Origin of the sequence: Photobacterium sp. (assembly GCF_033720175.1) — a bacterium.
Lineage (GTDB): Bacteria > Pseudomonadota > Gammaproteobacteria > Enterobacterales > Vibrionaceae > Photobacterium.
In genome coordinates, this window is record NZ_JAWWDA010000001.1 from 166,033 (window position 1) to 182,872 (window position 16,840).

Here is a 16,840-nt window from a genome sequence, read left to right on the forward strand (position 1 = left end):
ATTAGAATATAGTCTTTTAGATTTGAAAATATTTCCCTTGAATTCTCGATGGATTCATTAAAATCCGAATTCACAAATAAAAACTTCGCTTAACTATGATTAAGGGTGTATTCAATGTTTTCCTTGGAAAGACTGATATTACACATCATCAGGGTTGCTCCAATCATAGGTACAAAAAAGTAGAGCTCTAAGTATCTATGGCTATCCCAGTCTGCTATTGCTACAACATCGCCTTTTTTAACACCTATTGTAGTAAGTGAAGATGACAATCTTGTTACTCGTTCTTTTAATTCGTCATAGCTATATCTGGAAGCGATTTTATATACTACAAAGCTTTCCTTGTTTTTCTTCATACTATCAAAAAATAAGCTCTGAAGGTTCAATTGAAAATTCATGCTTAACATTCCTTATTAAATCAGTGGAATTATCTGATTTAAATTATGGAATTCGCAAATCAAATTTTAAAAGTGCTTATCTAATAATTAAATACCCTTTAATCTTAAGATGAGGTTTAATGCAGCTGGCTTTTATAATAAGGAAGATAAGATTTTGACTAAAATAACAAACAAAGGCAGGTTACTAATATTAGTAGCACTAATATTGGTGGGGTTAAACCTCAGACCTTCAATGGCCTCTATAGGCCCTGTGCTTAGCTCCATTCGTTCTGACATTCCATTGTCGTTCACCATGGTGTCTTTACTGACCATGTTACCGGTCTTTACCATGGGTCTAGCAATGTTTGTCGGGATCAGGCTTGGGAAAAAAGTAGGGGAACATCGTTTAATTGCATACTCTTTGCTGCTTATCTCTGTTGCTACGTCGTACCGCTACTACGCTCAAAATCCAGCTGACTTACTGATTACCGCAACTGTTGCCGGTATCGGGATCGCATTGATACAAGCTTTGATTCCAAAAATCATCAAAACCCACTTCTCCAACTCTATTGAACTGTTTATGGGCGTTTATGTTACGGCCATCATGGGCGGTGCAGCTCTATCAGCTTCTGCGTCACCCTATATCGTAGAGTTCAGCAGCAATTGGCGATTCGGGCTTTCTATTTGGGGTGGATTAGCGATTGTTGCTTTCATTTCTTGGTTTGGAGTCAGAGCCTACACAGAAGATCAAGTTGGCCAGGATGTAGATACAAAGAATCAGGAGGCTATTCATAAAACGCCAAGGGCATGGCTGCTAGGCATATTTTTCGGACTAGGCACTTCTGCCTATACCTGTGTTCTTGCTTGGCTACCTCCATACTATTTTGACCTTGGTTGGGAAAACAAAGAATCAGGCCTGATCCTCGCCTTTTTAACATCTATTGAAGTTGTTGCTGGCCTATTGATTCCTGCCATCGCGAGCAGAAACATAGACCGACGCGGTATATTAATCTTTTTGCTCGTTTGCATTATCGTCGGGTTCTGCGGGTTAATCACTCTGCCAAAATCTTTGGCCCTAGTATGGGCGACACTCCTAGGTTTGGGCATTGGTGGCCTTTTCCCTATGAGCCTCATTGTAACCATGGATCATGTCGACAATCCGTCTCAGGCAGGCAAACTAACCTCATTCGTACAAGGTATTGGCTATATGATAGCCGCCATGTCACCTCTAGTGGCTGGTTACATAAAAGACAGCTCATCAAGTTTTGCTAATGCATGGGCGATTCTAGCTTCTGTCGCCGCGCTGATGATCTTTATGGCAATCAGATTCAAACCCGCGGAATACGAAATTCACTTTAAAAACGTGGACACTTGCTCCTGATTGATCTCTTTACAGGCAATCATGATTTGCTCTCGTAGCCAGATATTTGCAAGGGTATCCGAAGAAGAAGGACTCCAAATAATATCTAGGCTAAAACCTGGCAAGCCCTTCGGGGCTTGCCTTGCATGCAAGGTAGTGTGTTGCTGCGATAGTTTTTTATAAACTTTCTCTGGCAGCATCATCATCATTTTCGAGCCCGTCAGCATTTTTATGCCCGAATAGTAACCGTTAGCTTTAACCGCAATGGTTCTCTGAAGGTCTTGCTTGTTTAGCCAAGTGTCGATCATGCAGTTGCTGTTAAGCCAAGGAGAAGGGAAAATCTGTTTTCTCTCTGAGAACTCTTCCAGCGACAATACCGAACTGCCGCTTTCCTTTTCCTTTCCATCAAAAACAGCCACCAGTTTATCATTGAGAACTGTCTGGTGTTGGAGGCTATGCGGGTAATAACCCTGACTAAGGACAACTCCAACATCAATCTTTTGATCTGCTATTGATTCAAACGGCACTTTATCTTCTGGCCGAATGACTTCAATACTTATTTTAAGGTCTTCGTCATTGATTTTTTTTAACAGCATTGGAATTACGAGTATTTCGAAATACTCTGGAGAAAAAATAGTAAATACCGTATTGGTTTCGTGTGGTGAAAATGATTGATTTTCGGCGCCACAGGTAGAAATCTTATCTAAAATCTCACCTATACTCTCTATTAAAAGAGTGGCTTTATAGGTCGGCTTCATTCCAACTCTTGAACTAACAAAGAGCTGGTCATCAAAAGCCGTCCTTAAACGATTCAGGCTATAACTGATAGTTGACTGGCTTAGTGACAAGACCTCTGAAACCTCAGTAACACTTTGATAAGTGTACATATTGTAGAATACCTCAAGTGCCTGAAAGTCTAGCTTTCTTAGCTTCTGTCGAAGAGCTGTTTTTTTTGCCATAGTCATACATTTACGTCCTGAAAAAACCTGATAAACCCATAACGTAATCAATACAACTCAAGAGTTCATTCACCAAGAAAATTGAAAGAATATTTAATTACATTATGCGCAGCTAGAAACTTTTACTTTGAAACTATTTTCAAATAAACAATTTTTGCGAGCGCTAGTTTATTACACAAATCCACATCCAAACCTGAATGATTCCCTCATATTTCAACTAAAACTTAATTGGTCTGCGTGAAATAACTGATTTAATTTCAATCATATGCTGCATCTGCTCTCTTTAAGCCGCACTCAAGTTAAACCACTTTTAACAACAGATCGGCTTCGAATGGTTTGCTCTTTTTTAAACGACCCAAATTCAGGCTGACTGCTTAATGAGCACCACCACAAACAAGATTATCGCAATCTTTTGAATGGACAAGACGCAACACAGCACACTTTATCGATTCCAACGACATCTGGTAGGAGACTGATGGAACAAATCTGCAGACATATGGTTCTTGGTGGTGGGGTTGTGTACTGGTGACCTTATTCAGGGCCAGTCAGATTTCTAGGGAGGTGAAGTTGCTGGTGGGCCTCTATTGGCTGGTCCAATCTGATAAAAACCAATCCTTCCGCCAATAAATTGCTCAGTGCATTCATATCTGAGTGGAGCATTGCCACTCTCAGTTGTTCCTCTACACCTACGATTTCAGTTTCGAAATCGCGTTCCATACTGCTAACTTCCCAATATCGTATGACAAACAACATTGAAACCACTTAAAAGAATGCCGATAAAACACATTCATCGGCACCCTTTTTGTTTTTCACAACCTGTTAGCTAGTCAGTAGGTTCAACAAGCGTTGTTGACTAAATCAGTGAACTCTTTTGCTATCAGTGATCAGATCATCTATCACAGATGTTTCAGGTGTCAGCAGTGGGCAAGTTAAAGAACAAAATCACAAACTGGAAGCAGTACAACAAGGCACTGGAGCAACTCGGTTCAATTACATTCTGGGTTGATGACTCTGCTATCGACTCTTGGATATGCACCGAACATCACGGAAGCGTGGTCGTGGGTTTCAGTATACGGATACTGCTATTGAAACAGCTTTAATGATTAAAGGGATTTATTCTCTTCCACTGCGCGCTCTGCAAGGTTTTATCAATTCCATTTTAAAGCTTATGAATGTGCCTCTTAGCTCGCCTGATTACACCTGTATCAGTAAACGAGCTAAGACTGTCGAGGTGCAACCAAACACTTGCTAGAAACAGGCGTTACCGCTACCATTCAGCACAATTCTGGTAATGAGCAAAATACAGCGCCACTATTATAATGTCATTTAGTGGATACTGTGCTTCATTCCCCTAATTTATAAAAGCCTGCCCACAACGCAGGCTTTTTCTATTAACACCTTACTTCAGTGACCCAACTCGTTTGATGTTAAGCGTTTAGGTCCCTTCAAGGTATACAGGAACTCGTCATGTCTAAATTTTTCTTCAAAGGTCGTATCGAGAAGAAGCCAAAACACTCAAGCTATGGCTTCAACACTAACCGTGCTGCTAAGCCTGGTTCTGAAGACTTTCCATTATCTCTGATCGTTGCTAGTGAAGAACGAAAAGCTGAAGTTGAAGCGATTCTGGAAGAGAACAGCATTTTTGCTAACATCGAAGTCAATGCTGATGTGGAAGAAAATATCGTCGATCTGGAAGCGCTTCTGAATAAGCCTAAAACGACGACGTTTGATAAAACACCAAACCGCAACGATCCTTGCTCTTGTGGTAGCGGTAAAAAATTCAAGAAGTGTTGCGGTAAATAAAACCGCCCGTTACTTATTGCAAAGACCACCAGAGTACCTCGTTATACAGTAAACCCCTTATGACGAGGTACTCGCAGATTTTCACACTAATCATCTACATTTTTTTCAAATACAATAAAACAAACCGGTAACATTGATTAAATTTCGTCTCTCTTTTATTCACCTTCATTATCTCTGCTGGCTCTCTCTTTCAGCATTATCTCCTTGCCCACTACCTTGTAAGTAAATAACACAAAAAAGCATAAAAATAGAAACATGTCGAAAAATGTAGTTATATTACCTCACGTTATTGCCGCATATCTTTCACAGTACTCTAAACCAAGCCGTTTACGGCCGAAGATTGGTCATATTCCACCCACCCCATTGGCTTCTATTGTGAAAATAACTGTTTCCATTCGTCACCCAATCCAAACACGCCCCCTCATCACACAAACCTCTATTTATATGTTTTATATAAAGTTATTGAAAACGGCAAAATTTAACATCTGTGTTAACACAACAATTACAACATCTTTTTAAATCTTCGGCCTCTGAAGAGGAATAGCCTTATAGAAATTGCGCTTTAGAATGTCTTCCCCACAGAAAACAGCTTGTCAGTAAACAACTTCAGTTTCTGACGATGTAACTAAAACGACAATAACGATAGCAAGGCCGCTTAACCCAACAAGTTCATTGCACTTGATGGTGATCTGGAAGCAGGCCTCAACACACGGAGTGGGTATACCAATGACGTCCCTATTTGTATCTGTAACGCCGATTATCATCCTCATTTGGATGATGACGAAAAAAAACGGCGTGCCATCACATATTGCTTTACCGATCACCGCTCTGATGGTCGGTGTATTACAACTGTTTTATTTCAATACTGATATCACCTTAATTAACGCCAATATCGTAGCCGGCATCCTCTCTGCTATCACCCCAATTTCAATCGTTGCCGGTGCTATTTTACTTAACCGTATGACTTACCTTTCTGGTGCCGAAGATGTTATTCGCCGCTGGCTGGAAGGGATCAGCCGCAACCAGGTTTCCCAGCTGATGATTATCGGTTGGGCATTTGCATTCATGCTTGAAGGTGCTTCCGGTTTTGGTACTCCTGCCGCCATTGCAGCCCCGATTCTGGTTGGCTTAGGCTTTAATCCACTCAAAGTTGCAATGCTGGCGTTAGTGATGAACTCGGTGCCGGTTTCATTCGGCGCTGTTGGTACACCAACCTGGTTCGGTTTTTCTAACCTCGGGCTGGATAACGCAACACTGCTCGAAACGGGTAGAATTACCGCTTTAATTCACTTTGTCGCAGCATTTATTATTCCTCCTATGGCCTTACGCTTTATTGTCAGCTGGGGAGATATCCGCCGTAACTACTTATTCGTATTACTTAGTACTCTCTCATGTACTGTGCCTTATTTCCTTTTAGCGCAAGTGAATTATGAGTTCCCAGCCCTTGTCGGCGGTGCTATTGGACTGACATTATCAGTGGTATTTGCCCGCCTTAACCTTGGCCTGACTAAGAAAGACCCAGTCGCCATAAGACAAACCGCAGTTGCTGGCGAAGCAGCACTGCTGGCTGATAATCAAGCCTTTAACATGGCGGTGAGTAATACCCAGGATAAGCCATCAACAGCTTCTGCTTCTGCTGACGAAAAGGTGACTGGATTTGAAATATTCAAAGCGATGACCCCAACCATTTTGCTTATCGCTATTTTGATTATCACCCGCATTAAGCAATTTGGTATTAAGGCGATGCTTACCGATGGTACTGAAATGTTCAGTGTCTCGCTGGGGCCGCTTGGCGAGTTCAGTATCAGCCAGGCACTGATCCTTAAGCTAAGCCATATTTTGGGTACTGATGTTACTTGGGCTTATAAAACCCTTTATGTTCCGGCGCTGATCCCGTTCTTGCTGGTTGTACTGATCTCAATCCCGCTGTTTAAATTACGGGGCAATCTTGTAAAGCAGATGTTTGCCGAAACTGGAAGCCGCATAAAAATGCCATTCATTGCGCTGGTTGGTGCATTGATCATGGTGAAATTAATGATGACCGGCGGTGAAAACTCGCCAATTATGACCACTGGACAAGCCTTCTCTGATTTAATGGGCACCAGCTGGCAGTATGTCGCGGCCTATCTGGGTGCATTAGGCGCCTTCTTCTCTGGTTCTGCAACGGTATCAAACTTGACCTTTGGAGCAATCCAGCAGACCATTGCTATCAATGTTGGCTTACCACAAACGACAATCCTTGCCCTTCAGTCTGTCGGTGGCGCGATGGGTAATATGGTGTGTATCAATAATATCATTGCGGTTTCAACCATCCTGGGCATTGCCAACAAAGAAGGCTTCATTATCAAGCGTACCGTTGTTCCTATGATTATGTACGGTATTGTGGCGGCAATCATGAGTACTCTGGTTTGATTGATGCGTATAAATAAAACAGAATTTTGAGTTGACCTGTAAAGGAACGCCTTCAAATTAACGTTGTAATCATAAAAAAAGCGAGATGATGGTTAAAACATCATCTCGCTTTTTAATGCGCCATTGTTAATGAATTTGCGAAAAATTGTAAATTATTCAGTGGTCGGACTTTACATTCCAGATAACCGTTAGTACTGTAAGATACGTTCAATATTTTATCCCAATAAGTCATTTATAATGCTTAGTGAGGTGTTTATGGAAGAACAAAGCTCATTAACCAACCGGCAAGTACTGCTGAATGAAATCAATGAAAATTACTTTGATTTACAAAGGATCAGGGATGCTCACCCTGAATTGGCAGAACTTGATCCGCCAAAACATTTAGCCCATTTAGAAAGTGAAATTATTTCACGGATCCACAACTTGAGCTGCGAACTCAAGGCACTGAATTTGTTTCTACATAGTTCAACATTTTGAGCTAGACCACTCCCATGTCGACTTACCTGATCAGCCTCCCACTCAGTTAACTTAGCGTTTGGGAGGACTATATCCCACCGTTATTCAGCATCAGATCTCTGCTGAACCATATTGAAAACATGGTCGTTAACGACTCATCAGAACTTATCTTTATGGCCTTGATAGCACTGATACAGGTGCTCGATAAAGAGTTTTACCTTCGCCGGTTGATGGCGGGTGTACGGGTAAACCGCATAAATCCCCAAGCACTTTGCCACCTGATGTTGCAGTACCTCTACCAGCGTTCCCGCCTGTAAATCTTCTGCCACCAGCACTTTCGGCACATACACCAGCCCCTGGCCGAATAGCGCCGCTTTTCTTAAGGCTGAGGCATTGTTGGTACTGAAGTTGCCTTTGACTTTCACGGTGCAAGGCCCTGATTTTCCTTTGAACAACCACTCAGTTGCCCCTGTCTCCTGATAACTATAAGCAAGACAATTGTGATCGACCAAATCCGCTGAATTCGCTGGCGCTTTATGCCTGGCAAAATATTCCGGTGCGCCACAAATCACCCAATGCGCATCTGTCAGTCGCCTTGCTATAAAGCTCGAATCCGGCAATGCCCCTGTTCGAATAGCAAGATCAAAACCTTCTTCGACGATATCAACAAACCGATTATCCAGCTCCATATCAATATGAATATCCGGGTATTTGGCACTGAATTCAGCAATTGCCTGAGGCAGAATTAACTCGCCGGAAATGGTTGGCACCGTTAAACGAATCGCCCCTGAAAGTCTTTCACCAAGCCCACCCATCGCATCCTCTGCGTTCTGAACAGAGTGATGCACTTCTCGGGCATGGCCAAAAAACACCTCTCCCGCTTCGGTTAACGTCAGCTTGCGGGTGGTGCGGTAGATAAGCTGCACGCCGAGATCTTCTTCCAGTCGCGTGATGCGTTTGCTTACAACCGACTTGGTAAGCCCAACCTGGTCGGCGGCTTTACTGAAAGAGCCCTGCTCTATCAGATGGTAAAAAACCAGAAAGTCATCAGTACTTCGCATTTTACTCTCGCTGAATTGAACAGATCATTAATGATTTGGTATTAGTACACTTTTTGCAACAAACTTATGTATTGATGGCAGTATATCAACCAAAGAAATGTTATTAAAATATTAAATTGAGTGAAGTGATCCATAATACCTATAACATCAGATGTATTACTTCAAAACCGGCAACCCTAACAGTAATGATGATGAAAATAAGCCATAACAATAAAAGCGTTTATTCAGCATATTCCTGTCGCTGCTTACTCTCAGCACAGGCATCATCATGGAGCACTGAGCAATGGAACATCCCTACACCATGCTGATTGAACAGCTTAAAAAAAATATCAATACAAAACGCATCATTACCGATCCAACGCTGACACTGGCTTACGGAACAGACGCCAGTTTCTACCGCCTTGTCCCTAAAGTCATTCTTCAGCTGGACTCTTTAGATGAAGTCGTCACTTCAGTGAAAACCTGTTACGACTTACACATTCCTGTTACGTTTCGCGCTGCTGGTACCAGCCTTTCCGGGCAGGCTCTGTCAGATTCAGTACTGATCACCCTGACCGATAAATGGCGTAATCACAAAATTCTTAATAATGCCGAACAGATCTGGCTGCAGCCTGGCATTATTGGAGCCGAAGCCAATAAATTACTGACCCCATATGGCCGTAAAATTGGCCCGGATCCCGCCTCTATCAATACCTGTAAAATTGGTGGTATTGCCGCCAACAACGCCTCAGGGATGTGTTGCGGCACCGCCCAAAACAGTTATAAAACCCTGGCAGGCATGACCGTCGTACTGGCTGACGGCACGGTGCTTGATACCCTAAATCCGGATAGCGTCAGCCTGTTTAAACAAACCCATCGCGAAATGCTCTTTGATCTGACAACACTGGCTCAGGCGTGCAGAGACAACACCGAGCTTGCGGACAAGATCCGCCATAAATACCGCCTGAAAAATACCACCGGCTACAGCCTTAACTCCCTGACTGACTTCACTGATCCCATCGACATTCTGCAACACCTCTTTATTGGTTCTGAAGGCACGTTAGGCTTTATTGCTGATATTACCTATAACACCGTCGTTGACCATGCCCATAAGGCATCAGGTCTCTTTGTGTTTGGTGATATTGAAAGAACGTGCCTGGCGGTAAGTGAACTGGGTAAGACCAGTGCCGCTGCGGTAGAGCTGATGGATAGCCGCTCGCTGGCCTCCGTTGCCAATGAAGCTGGTATGCCTGACTTCATTGCCCGGCTCGGGAAAGAAGGCAATAGCGAAGCCGCCGCACTATTGATTGAAATTCACGCCGATAATGCTGCCGGCTTACTCGAACAAAGTAACGCTATTTCAGCCATCATCGACAGCTTCACCCCCATCCATCAGGTCTCATTCAGTACTGATACCAAAGTCTGCGCGCAACTCTGGGCTATCCGTAAAGGCTTATTCCCTGCCGTCGGCGCTGTTCGCGAAACAGGCACAACCGTCATTATTGAAGATGTCGCCTTCCCTATCGAGCAACTGGCCCCTGCCGTTCGCGAATTACAACAGCTCTTTACCCGGTATCATTACCACGAGGCCATTATCTTCGGCCATGCCCTGGCGGGTAACCTCCACTTTGTTTTTACCCAGGCTTTCGATACCGAAGAAGAGATCAATCGATACAGTGCTTTCATGGACGCTGTTGCCCAGTTGGTCGCAGTCGATTACCAGGGCTCATTAAAAGCTGAGCACGGTACCGGACGAAATATGGCTCCGTACGTCGAGCTTGAATGGGGCAAGGACGGCTTTGCCCTGATGCAACAAATCAAACAGATTTTCGACCGCACCGGCATTCTGAACCCGGGGGTGATCCTCAATGACGATCACCATGCCCATGTTAAAAATCTCAAGGCAATGCCGGCGGCTGATACCCTGATCGATAAATGTATTGAATGTGGTTTCTGTGAACCGGTCTGTCCGTCACGCAAGCTGTCACTGACCCCGCGCCAGCGTAATACGGTATATCGCGAAATCAGCCGCCTGCGCCGTACTGATGAAGATCCGGCACGTCTTGCCGAGATGGAAAAAACCTTCCGCTATCAGGGTATCGATACCTGCGCGGCAACAGGGCTGTGTGCAGACCGGTGTCCGGTTGGGATTAATACTGGCGATCTGATGCGCAAATTACGTGAAGAACACTCTCCGCTGGCTAAATCTATCGCTCGCTGGACAGCAGATAATTTTTCGACAATCACCACTGCAACAAAGCTGGGGCTAGGTGCCGCTGATGGCATGCATTCACTGCTTGGCAGCAATAATATGAAAAAGCTGAGTAAGGCGGCTTATAAACTGAGCGGTCAAAAGCTTCCGCTCTGGACAGAGCACATGCCGCGCCCGGCAGGTAAAATGAAAGCGCCGCAAATATTCAATATTGCCCGGGAAAAAATCGTCTACTTCCCCAGTTGTGCATCCCGTAATATGGGCACCGAGCAAAGGGCAATGGATTCCCGACCGCTGGCAGAAGTGACAATTTCTTTACTTGAGAAAGCCGGTTTTGAAGTGGTGATGCCCGGCGAGCTTGATAACCAATGCTGTGGTATGCCCTATAAGAGCAAAGGCTTTGTCGATGCGGCAAACAGCAAGGCTAAGCAACTGGAAGAGACCCTGTGGCAGGCTTCTGAGCAAGGCAAGCTACCCATCTTGATGGATACCAGCCCCTGCGCAAGCTTAAGCAAAGATGTGATGCGTAACGATATCACTATCTATGAACCCTTTCAGTTTATCGCCGATTTTGTGATGCCACGGATTAATATTGAGGCGCAAGATGAACCGGTAATGCTGCACATTACCTGTACCTCGCGCCGCAAAGGGCTGGCCGATGTAATGCAGAAAGTGACAGAGACGTGCGCCAAACAGGTGATCATTCCGGAAGATATTCAGTGCTGCGGTTTTGCCGGTGATAAAGGCTTTACCACACCAGAGCTTAACGCCTCGGCTCTTTCCCCGCTTAAAGAGCAGGTTCCAGCCAACTGCAAAGAAGGCTACTCCAACAGCCGTACGTGTGAAATTGGCCTTTCTGAACACAGTGGTATTGAATACCGCTCAATACTGTATTTGGTTGATAAAGTAAGCCGTCCACAGGCTTAATTATTACAGATCAAGACAAACAGGCTAATCACGATAAACCCACCGGCATTTCAGTACGGTGGGTTTGTTGCTTATTAATACAACGTTATAATCTTCACAATCACTTATCCCTGTGGGTACAGGGAACACAGACAATCAATCCCCTTAAGTTCTTCCTGAAGCGGTTCATCCCTGTGGGTACAGGGAACACCAGCAAGCATTAGCTAACGGAGATAAGTATTACGGTTCATCCCTGTGGGTACAGGGAACACCTTGAGTGGGTCGGATTGGCACGATAGCCACTCGGTTCATCCCTGTGGGTACAGGGAACACTGATGCGTGTTCATTGTTTGATTACTATGTTTCGGTTCATCCCTGTGGATACAGGGAACACCTACATTCGAACGATCACAACGGGCCATCACTCGGTTCATCCCTGTGGATACAGGGAACACGTCAGGATATAAATCAAGACAGACCGCCCTTGCGGTTCATCCCTGTGGATACAGGGAACACTTATGGATAAACCAGAGTTACGTGTTAGTGAACGGTTCATCCCTGTGGATACAGGGAACACCATTAAGATAAATACCATTGGACCAAGGACGACGGTTCATCCCTGTGGATACAGGGAACACGAAGGTGATACAACTATTAGTGCTGCTAATGCCGGTTCATCCCTGTGGATACAGGGAACACCAGATTTTTAATATCATCGTTATTCAATGTTTCGGTTCATCCCTGTGGATACAGGGAACACTTAACGGAAGTTGTCACACCGCGGAATGTAAACGGTTCATCCCTGTGGATACAGGGAACACGTCTACATCAATGATTTGCTCTGGCGACTTCTCGGTTCATCCCTGTGGATACAGGGAACACAGCGAATCAAGAACATTACCGCGCAAGACATTCGGTTCATCCCTGTGGATACAGGGAACACAAGCGTTTGGTTTGTTAAAGGCAATTACAATACGGTTCATCCCTGTGGATACAGGGAACACCGTTCACCTGCTTCAAACTGGGTCACTTTCTCCGGTTCATCCCTGTGGATACAGGGAACACTCCACAGGTGTACCGCCACACGACGATGACACCGGTTCATCCCTGTGGATACAGGGAACACTACTGAATATTCACCCGCAAAGTAGACAAACGCGGTTCATCCCTGTGGATACAGGGAACACAAGCGCTGTGCTAGCTCAGCAGAAATATTCAGCGGTTCATCCCTGTGGATACAGGGAACACTCTAAAATCAGCAATACCACAAAGGAAACCCACGGTTCATCCCTGTGGATACAGGGAACACGCAGACGATCGGTTATGGGCGCACACGTTACCCGGTTCATCCCTGTGGATACAGGGAACACGAATTTCATTGATTACCCTTAATTTTTAATTTCGGTTCATCCCTGTGGATACAGGGAACACCTGCGGCGGCGGCAACCCCATGGCCAGCTAACCGGTTCATCCCTGTGGATACAGGGAACACGCAGGGCAACAATGGGATTACCTGTATTTCCGCGGTTCATCCCTGTGGATACAGGGAACACTGTATCAATACCATCTGGACGGACCGTTTCGACGGTTCATCCCTGTGGATACAGGGAACACCATCTCAAGCACATGCATATAGTCACACAGTGCGGTTCATCCCTGTGGATACAGGGAACACAGTACCTAAGCTATCAATATTAATTGAAACACCGGTTCATCCCTGTGGATACAGGGAACACTTAACTAACATCGCTAAAAACAATAGCGACTGCGGTTCATCCCTGTGGATACAGGGAACACGTTGCCAGAGTCTAATGCCGTTATCATTGTTACGGTTCATCCCTGTGGATACAGGGAACACACACCTTCACTATCTGTTCTTTCGGCTTCTTGCGGTTCATCCCTGTGGATACAGGGAACACTTCCTGTTATTACCCCAAAATATAAAATCAGGCGGTTCATCCCTGTGGATACAGGGAACACTTTTACGCATAAGCATAACCTAAAGGTTGGTTCGGTTCATCCCTGTGGATACAGGGAACACTAGTTAATCCGGTATCCCCGACGTTAGCGTCCCGGTTCATCCCTGTGGATACAGGGAACACTCACATCAAACGAACATAGAACCTACATGGCGCGGTTCATCCCTGTGGATACAGGGAACACCCGACAAGTGTTAACCCATATTACAATGATACCGGTTCATCCCTGTGGATACAGGGAACACGCTTTTTTAAGACGGTTAAGCCACCATCCTTCTGGTTCATCCCTGTGGATACAGGGAACACCAATTCACAAGTTACAGAGCATTTACGAGTTTCGGTTCATCCCTGTGGATACAGGGAACACGATACCCCAAGCTAGTTCGCGTTCTACAATACCGGTTCATCCCTGTGGATACAGGGAACACGTCTTCAATTTCAGCCAACTCTTTAGCTTTACGCGGTTCATCCCTGTGGATACAGGGAACACGATGATGCTTCCGTCAACGTAAGTGTGGCCAACGGTTCATCCCTGTGGATACAGGGAACACTCTAAAATTATATAACTGATTTTAAATAGAAAAAAGACCCTCTGTTTTTCTACCAAATATTTCCTCTGTTTTTTAAAGAGCAAATCACCTATTTTTCACGCTCTTTTTCAGGTAAAAACGTCACCAATCTGAGGCCATCTAAATCAATAGGCTGGCGGCGGTTCTCACCATAGGTGATAAAATCAAACCCCGATTCAGTATTGGTTGCCCACGCCAGCACCACATTGCCGCCTTCCGCCAACACCTCGACCTGTTCCCAGATCATTTCGCGAATCGGCCGACTGACATTGCCGACATAGACGCCAGCCCTGATTTCAAGCAACCATACCGCCAACCGACCCCTTAACCTTGGCGGAACCGCTTCTGTTACAACCATGCACATTGCCATGCTTAGTGACTCCTGTGGCCTATATCACCAATGGAAGACGGCTCTGGTATCGCGGGTGGTTGCGCGTCTTCATAAGGTTTGGGTGGTTCAACTTCACCTGCCGCGAGTATGTCTTCAATCAGGGGGATCAGCCGCTTCAAAGTCTTGTCTGTTCGAAATAACTCCCGACAAGCAAGGCGCACGTCTCTGTCTGGTCGTAACGGTGACTTGGCTGCCACTTTAAAGGCCAGGGGAACCACAGTTTCAAACTTGATCACATCAGCGATGTCATAAACAAAGCTTAACGGCTTGCCGGTATGCAAATAACCAATTGCAGGCGCATAACCTGCGGCCAGAATTGCGGCTTCGGTGATGCCATAAAGACAGGACGTTGCTGCACTGATGCATTGATTTGCCACATCGCTACCTTGCCAGTTTTCCCGATCATAGTTTCGACCATTCCACTTCACGCCATGTTGCTTTGCGAAGGTGGTATACAGTTTCCGAACCCGTGCGCCCTCAATGCCCCGGAGTTGATCCACACTGCGTCTTTTCGGAGCCTCTTCACCAAAACGCAGCTCAAACATTTTGCGTACCACTTTTAAACGAAGCTGCTCATCAAGTGCCAGTTTCGCCTGATATAACAGTTTGTCGGATCGTGCGCCGCCAGGTTGGCCGGAGGCATAAAACCTGACACCGCCTTCCCCTACCCAGGTGATCAAGGTTCCGACTTCAGATGCCAGTTTGATGGCGGCGTGGGAGATCCTTGTGCCGGGTTCGAGCATCAAGCAAGCCACAGAGCCCACTGGAATATGCATGCGCTCGCCATTAACTTCATCTATGACGACAAATGCCCCGTCGCGTACATCAATACGCCCCTTTCCAATAAAGATCATGGAATTTCGATCTTTCAACGGAATGGGTTTGAGCGGAATAAAAGCCATTTTGCCCCCAGAAAAAATGGCGGTTCAAACCCGCCGAATTAACATCATGCCGCACCCGAATGCTTTTGAACGGCCTATGCCCTTGTGCAAAGAATTAATCAATTTTTCTGGCTCTACCACGGTGAGAATTCCTTCATAATCAACCGCGGTAAAACTGATCATACGATCGTTCTTCTTCTGGATCGTCTTCTGCTGAACTGAAGCCAACACTGTCGGGGCGACATCAAACCGAATGCCGAGATTCTCTGTACGCCTTGTATTGCATAGCCAGTCAATGGCCGCCTGATCCATTGCAGATTTCACAATAATTGGATCGGTTTGTCCCTCTGCGGCTAATTGCTTTTTGGTATGCATCATCACATCATGCCGTTTACTCCGCCTGGTGCGCTCAGGGTTGGCAATATCAACAGTTGGATTGGCGCGTAATCGAAATGCCAGCCTCTGACCTTCATGTAAATGAGGCTGAAATGGCTTGGTTTCCACTTGCAATATGTCTGAACAACTCGCGGGCTTGCAGGCAGATAACACCATATATTCCGGCGTGCCTTTTAACGATTCAAAACCACGGCTTTGTTCTTCCCTGAATAGGAAATTACGCTCGTCATGTTCGCCAAATAACTGCCAGAGCAACTGATGGCTGGCATAGCTGCCATTTCTCAATACATGCTGTAGCTGTTTTCTCGCAGTACCATTTTCACGGTATCTCACGCGGGATAAATACATTAGTTGTCCTCCTGCGATAACACGACCTGATGCTCTAAGCGGTTAGCAAATTGCCAGCGTTCCCGATGAACAGGCTCATCCCAGCGGGTATGGGATTGCACTTTTTGGGCATCTTCTGATGACAGCTTCAGTAAGCTGCTATCCCCTTGCCAGAAGTAGGTCATGGTATCGGGAACATTCAACCACATTACATCCTCGCTGATGGTCTCTAAAAGTGGTGGGAATTTAGTCTCTAATGCACTTTTCAGATCGCTGCGCTCGACAATAACCGGCACTAAAGGCGCGGCTAAAGGACAACTCTTACGCCCCATCGATAAAACGAATTTCGGTTTGATCAAATGCTGCTGCAATGTCTGCAGATCCAATTCAGACCCGTCATTGAGCCAAATAGCAACAACCCACATGCCATCACTTCGGTAGTCTCGCGTAGAAAGCACCGTATTAAGTTTTAAAGCGTCTGACAGCTCATCTTTACGGGTTCGCAGTACACGCTTTTTATCTTGCGAGGGTACTTGAGTGGTGTGATAGTCACGCAGCAAAGTACCACTGGTGTACTGCTTCACACCTATCATCACCGCTTGGCGTAGTTGCTCCAAACGTTGGTGATCCGCTCTGCGGATCCCCAGCCCTGCGCCTAACAATCCCAAAATGGCAGAACGGGAAGGATAGCAGGCGGAAGGCCGATCTCCGCCCACCGCAGCTTCCCCCCAGCTGGCTAAGGGGCCGTACAATCTAAATACGAGGAAGTCCATGA

General features: G+C 45.5%; 13 protein-coding genes, 1 pseudogene and 1 CRISPR repeat array. Of the genes and pseudogenes, 6 read left to right on the forward strand and 8 right to left on the reverse strand.

The window, feature by feature from the left end; translation table 11 throughout:
- Nucleotides 1-89: 89 nt before the first annotated feature.
- Nucleotides 90-395, reverse strand: coding sequence for an AMP-binding protein (locus R3289_RS00605; RefSeq protein WP_318923356.1), 306 nt, complete (start codon nt 393-395; stop codon nt 90-92).
- Nucleotides 396-549: 154 nt separating this feature from the next.
- Here R3289_RS00605 and R3289_RS00610 point away from each other — a divergent pair, with 154 nt between their 5' ends.
- Nucleotides 550-1,755: a cyanate transporter gene (locus tag R3289_RS00610; protein WP_318923358.1), complete on the forward strand. Its 1,206-nt coding sequence runs from the start codon at nt 550-552 to the stop codon at nt 1,753-1,755.
- Here the strand turns inward: R3289_RS00610 and R3289_RS00615 are convergent.
- Nucleotides 1,725-2,699: a LysR family transcriptional regulator gene (locus R3289_RS00615; protein WP_318923359.1), complete on the reverse strand. Its 975-nt coding sequence runs from the start codon at nt 2,697-2,699 to the stop codon at nt 1,725-1,727. The genes R3289_RS00610 and R3289_RS00615 overlap by 31 nt on opposite strands.
- A gap of 525 nt (nt 2,700-3,224) precedes the next feature.
- On the reverse strand, nt 3,225-3,410 hold the full coding sequence (locus tag R3289_RS00620) for a hypothetical protein (protein ID WP_318923362.1): 186 nt from the start codon (nt 3,408-3,410) through the stop codon (nt 3,225-3,227).
- A gap of 203 nt (nt 3,411-3,613) precedes the next feature.
- Between R3289_RS00620 and R3289_RS00625 the strand changes: the two are divergent.
- The 4 genes and pseudogenes from R3289_RS00625 to R3289_RS00640 form a co-directional block, all read left to right on the forward strand.
- A pseudogene (locus R3289_RS00625) lies at nt 3,614-3,930 on the forward strand (transposase); the annotation flags it as partial.
- Between the two features lie 230 nt (nt 3,931-4,160).
- The gene (locus R3289_RS00630) at nt 4,161-4,496 is read left to right on the forward strand and encodes a PBPRA1643 family SWIM/SEC-C metal-binding motif protein (RefSeq protein ID WP_318923364.1); all 336 of its coding nucleotides are present in this window, start codon (nt 4,161-4,163) and stop codon (nt 4,494-4,496) included.
- A 726-nt stretch (nt 4,497-5,222) separates the two neighbouring features.
- Entirely contained in the window at nt 5,223-6,908 is a 1,686-nt protein-coding gene (locus R3289_RS00635; RefSeq protein ID WP_318923366.1) for an L-lactate permease, read from the forward strand.
- A gap of 255 nt (nt 6,909-7,163) precedes the next feature.
- Entirely contained in the window at nt 7,164-7,385 is a 222-nt protein-coding gene (locus R3289_RS00640; protein WP_318923367.1) for a hypothetical protein, read from the forward strand.
- A gap of 137 nt (nt 7,386-7,522) precedes the next feature.
- On the opposite strand, the gene R3289_RS00645 is transcribed toward R3289_RS00640, so the two are convergent.
- Nucleotides 7,523-8,425 (reverse strand): LysR family transcriptional regulator, encoded by a 903-nt coding sequence (locus tag R3289_RS00645; RefSeq protein WP_318923368.1) that lies wholly within the window; start codon nt 8,423-8,425, stop codon nt 7,523-7,525.
- Between the two features lie 283 nt (nt 8,426-8,708).
- Between R3289_RS00645 and R3289_RS00650 the strand changes: the two genes are divergently transcribed.
- Nucleotides 8,709-11,543: an FAD-binding and (Fe-S)-binding domain-containing protein gene (locus R3289_RS00650; protein WP_318923369.1), complete on the forward strand. Its 2,835-nt coding sequence runs from the start codon at nt 8,709-8,711 to the stop codon at nt 11,541-11,543.
- Between the two features lie 161 nt (nt 11,544-11,704).
- A CRISPR array of direct repeats spans nt 11,705-14,052; the repeat unit is 29 nt; unit sequence CGGTTCATCCCTGTGGATACAGGGAACAC.
- An 88-nt stretch (nt 14,053-14,140) separates the two neighbouring features.
- Here the strand turns inward: R3289_RS00650 and cas2e are convergent.
- From cas2e to cas5e, 4 genes are read right to left on the reverse strand one after another with little or no spacing between them, the layout of a single operon-like run.
- Nucleotides 14,141-14,440 (reverse strand): type I-E CRISPR-associated endoribonuclease Cas2e, encoded by a 300-nt coding sequence (gene cas2e / locus R3289_RS00655; protein ID WP_318923370.1) that lies wholly within the window; start codon nt 14,438-14,440, stop codon nt 14,141-14,143.
- A gap of 2 nt (nt 14,441-14,442) precedes the next feature.
- The gene (gene cas1e / locus R3289_RS00660) at nt 14,443-15,363 is read right to left on the reverse strand and encodes a type I-E CRISPR-associated endonuclease Cas1e (RefSeq protein WP_318923371.1); all 921 of its coding nucleotides are present in this window, start codon (nt 15,361-15,363) and stop codon (nt 14,443-14,445) included.
- Nucleotides 15,364-15,387: 24 nt separating this feature from the next.
- On the reverse strand, nt 15,388-16,086 hold the full coding sequence (gene cas6e, locus R3289_RS00665) for a type I-E CRISPR-associated protein Cas6/Cse3/CasE (protein ID WP_318923372.1): 699 nt from the start codon (nt 16,084-16,086) through the stop codon (nt 15,388-15,390).
- Nucleotides 16,086-16,838, reverse strand: a complete 753-nt coding sequence (gene cas5e / locus R3289_RS00670) for a type I-E CRISPR-associated protein Cas5/CasD (protein WP_318923373.1) — start codon at nt 16,836-16,838, stop codon at nt 16,086-16,088. Before cas5e ends, cas6e begins: the two co-directional genes overlap by 1 nt.
- Nucleotides 16,839-16,840: the final 2 nt, after the last annotated feature.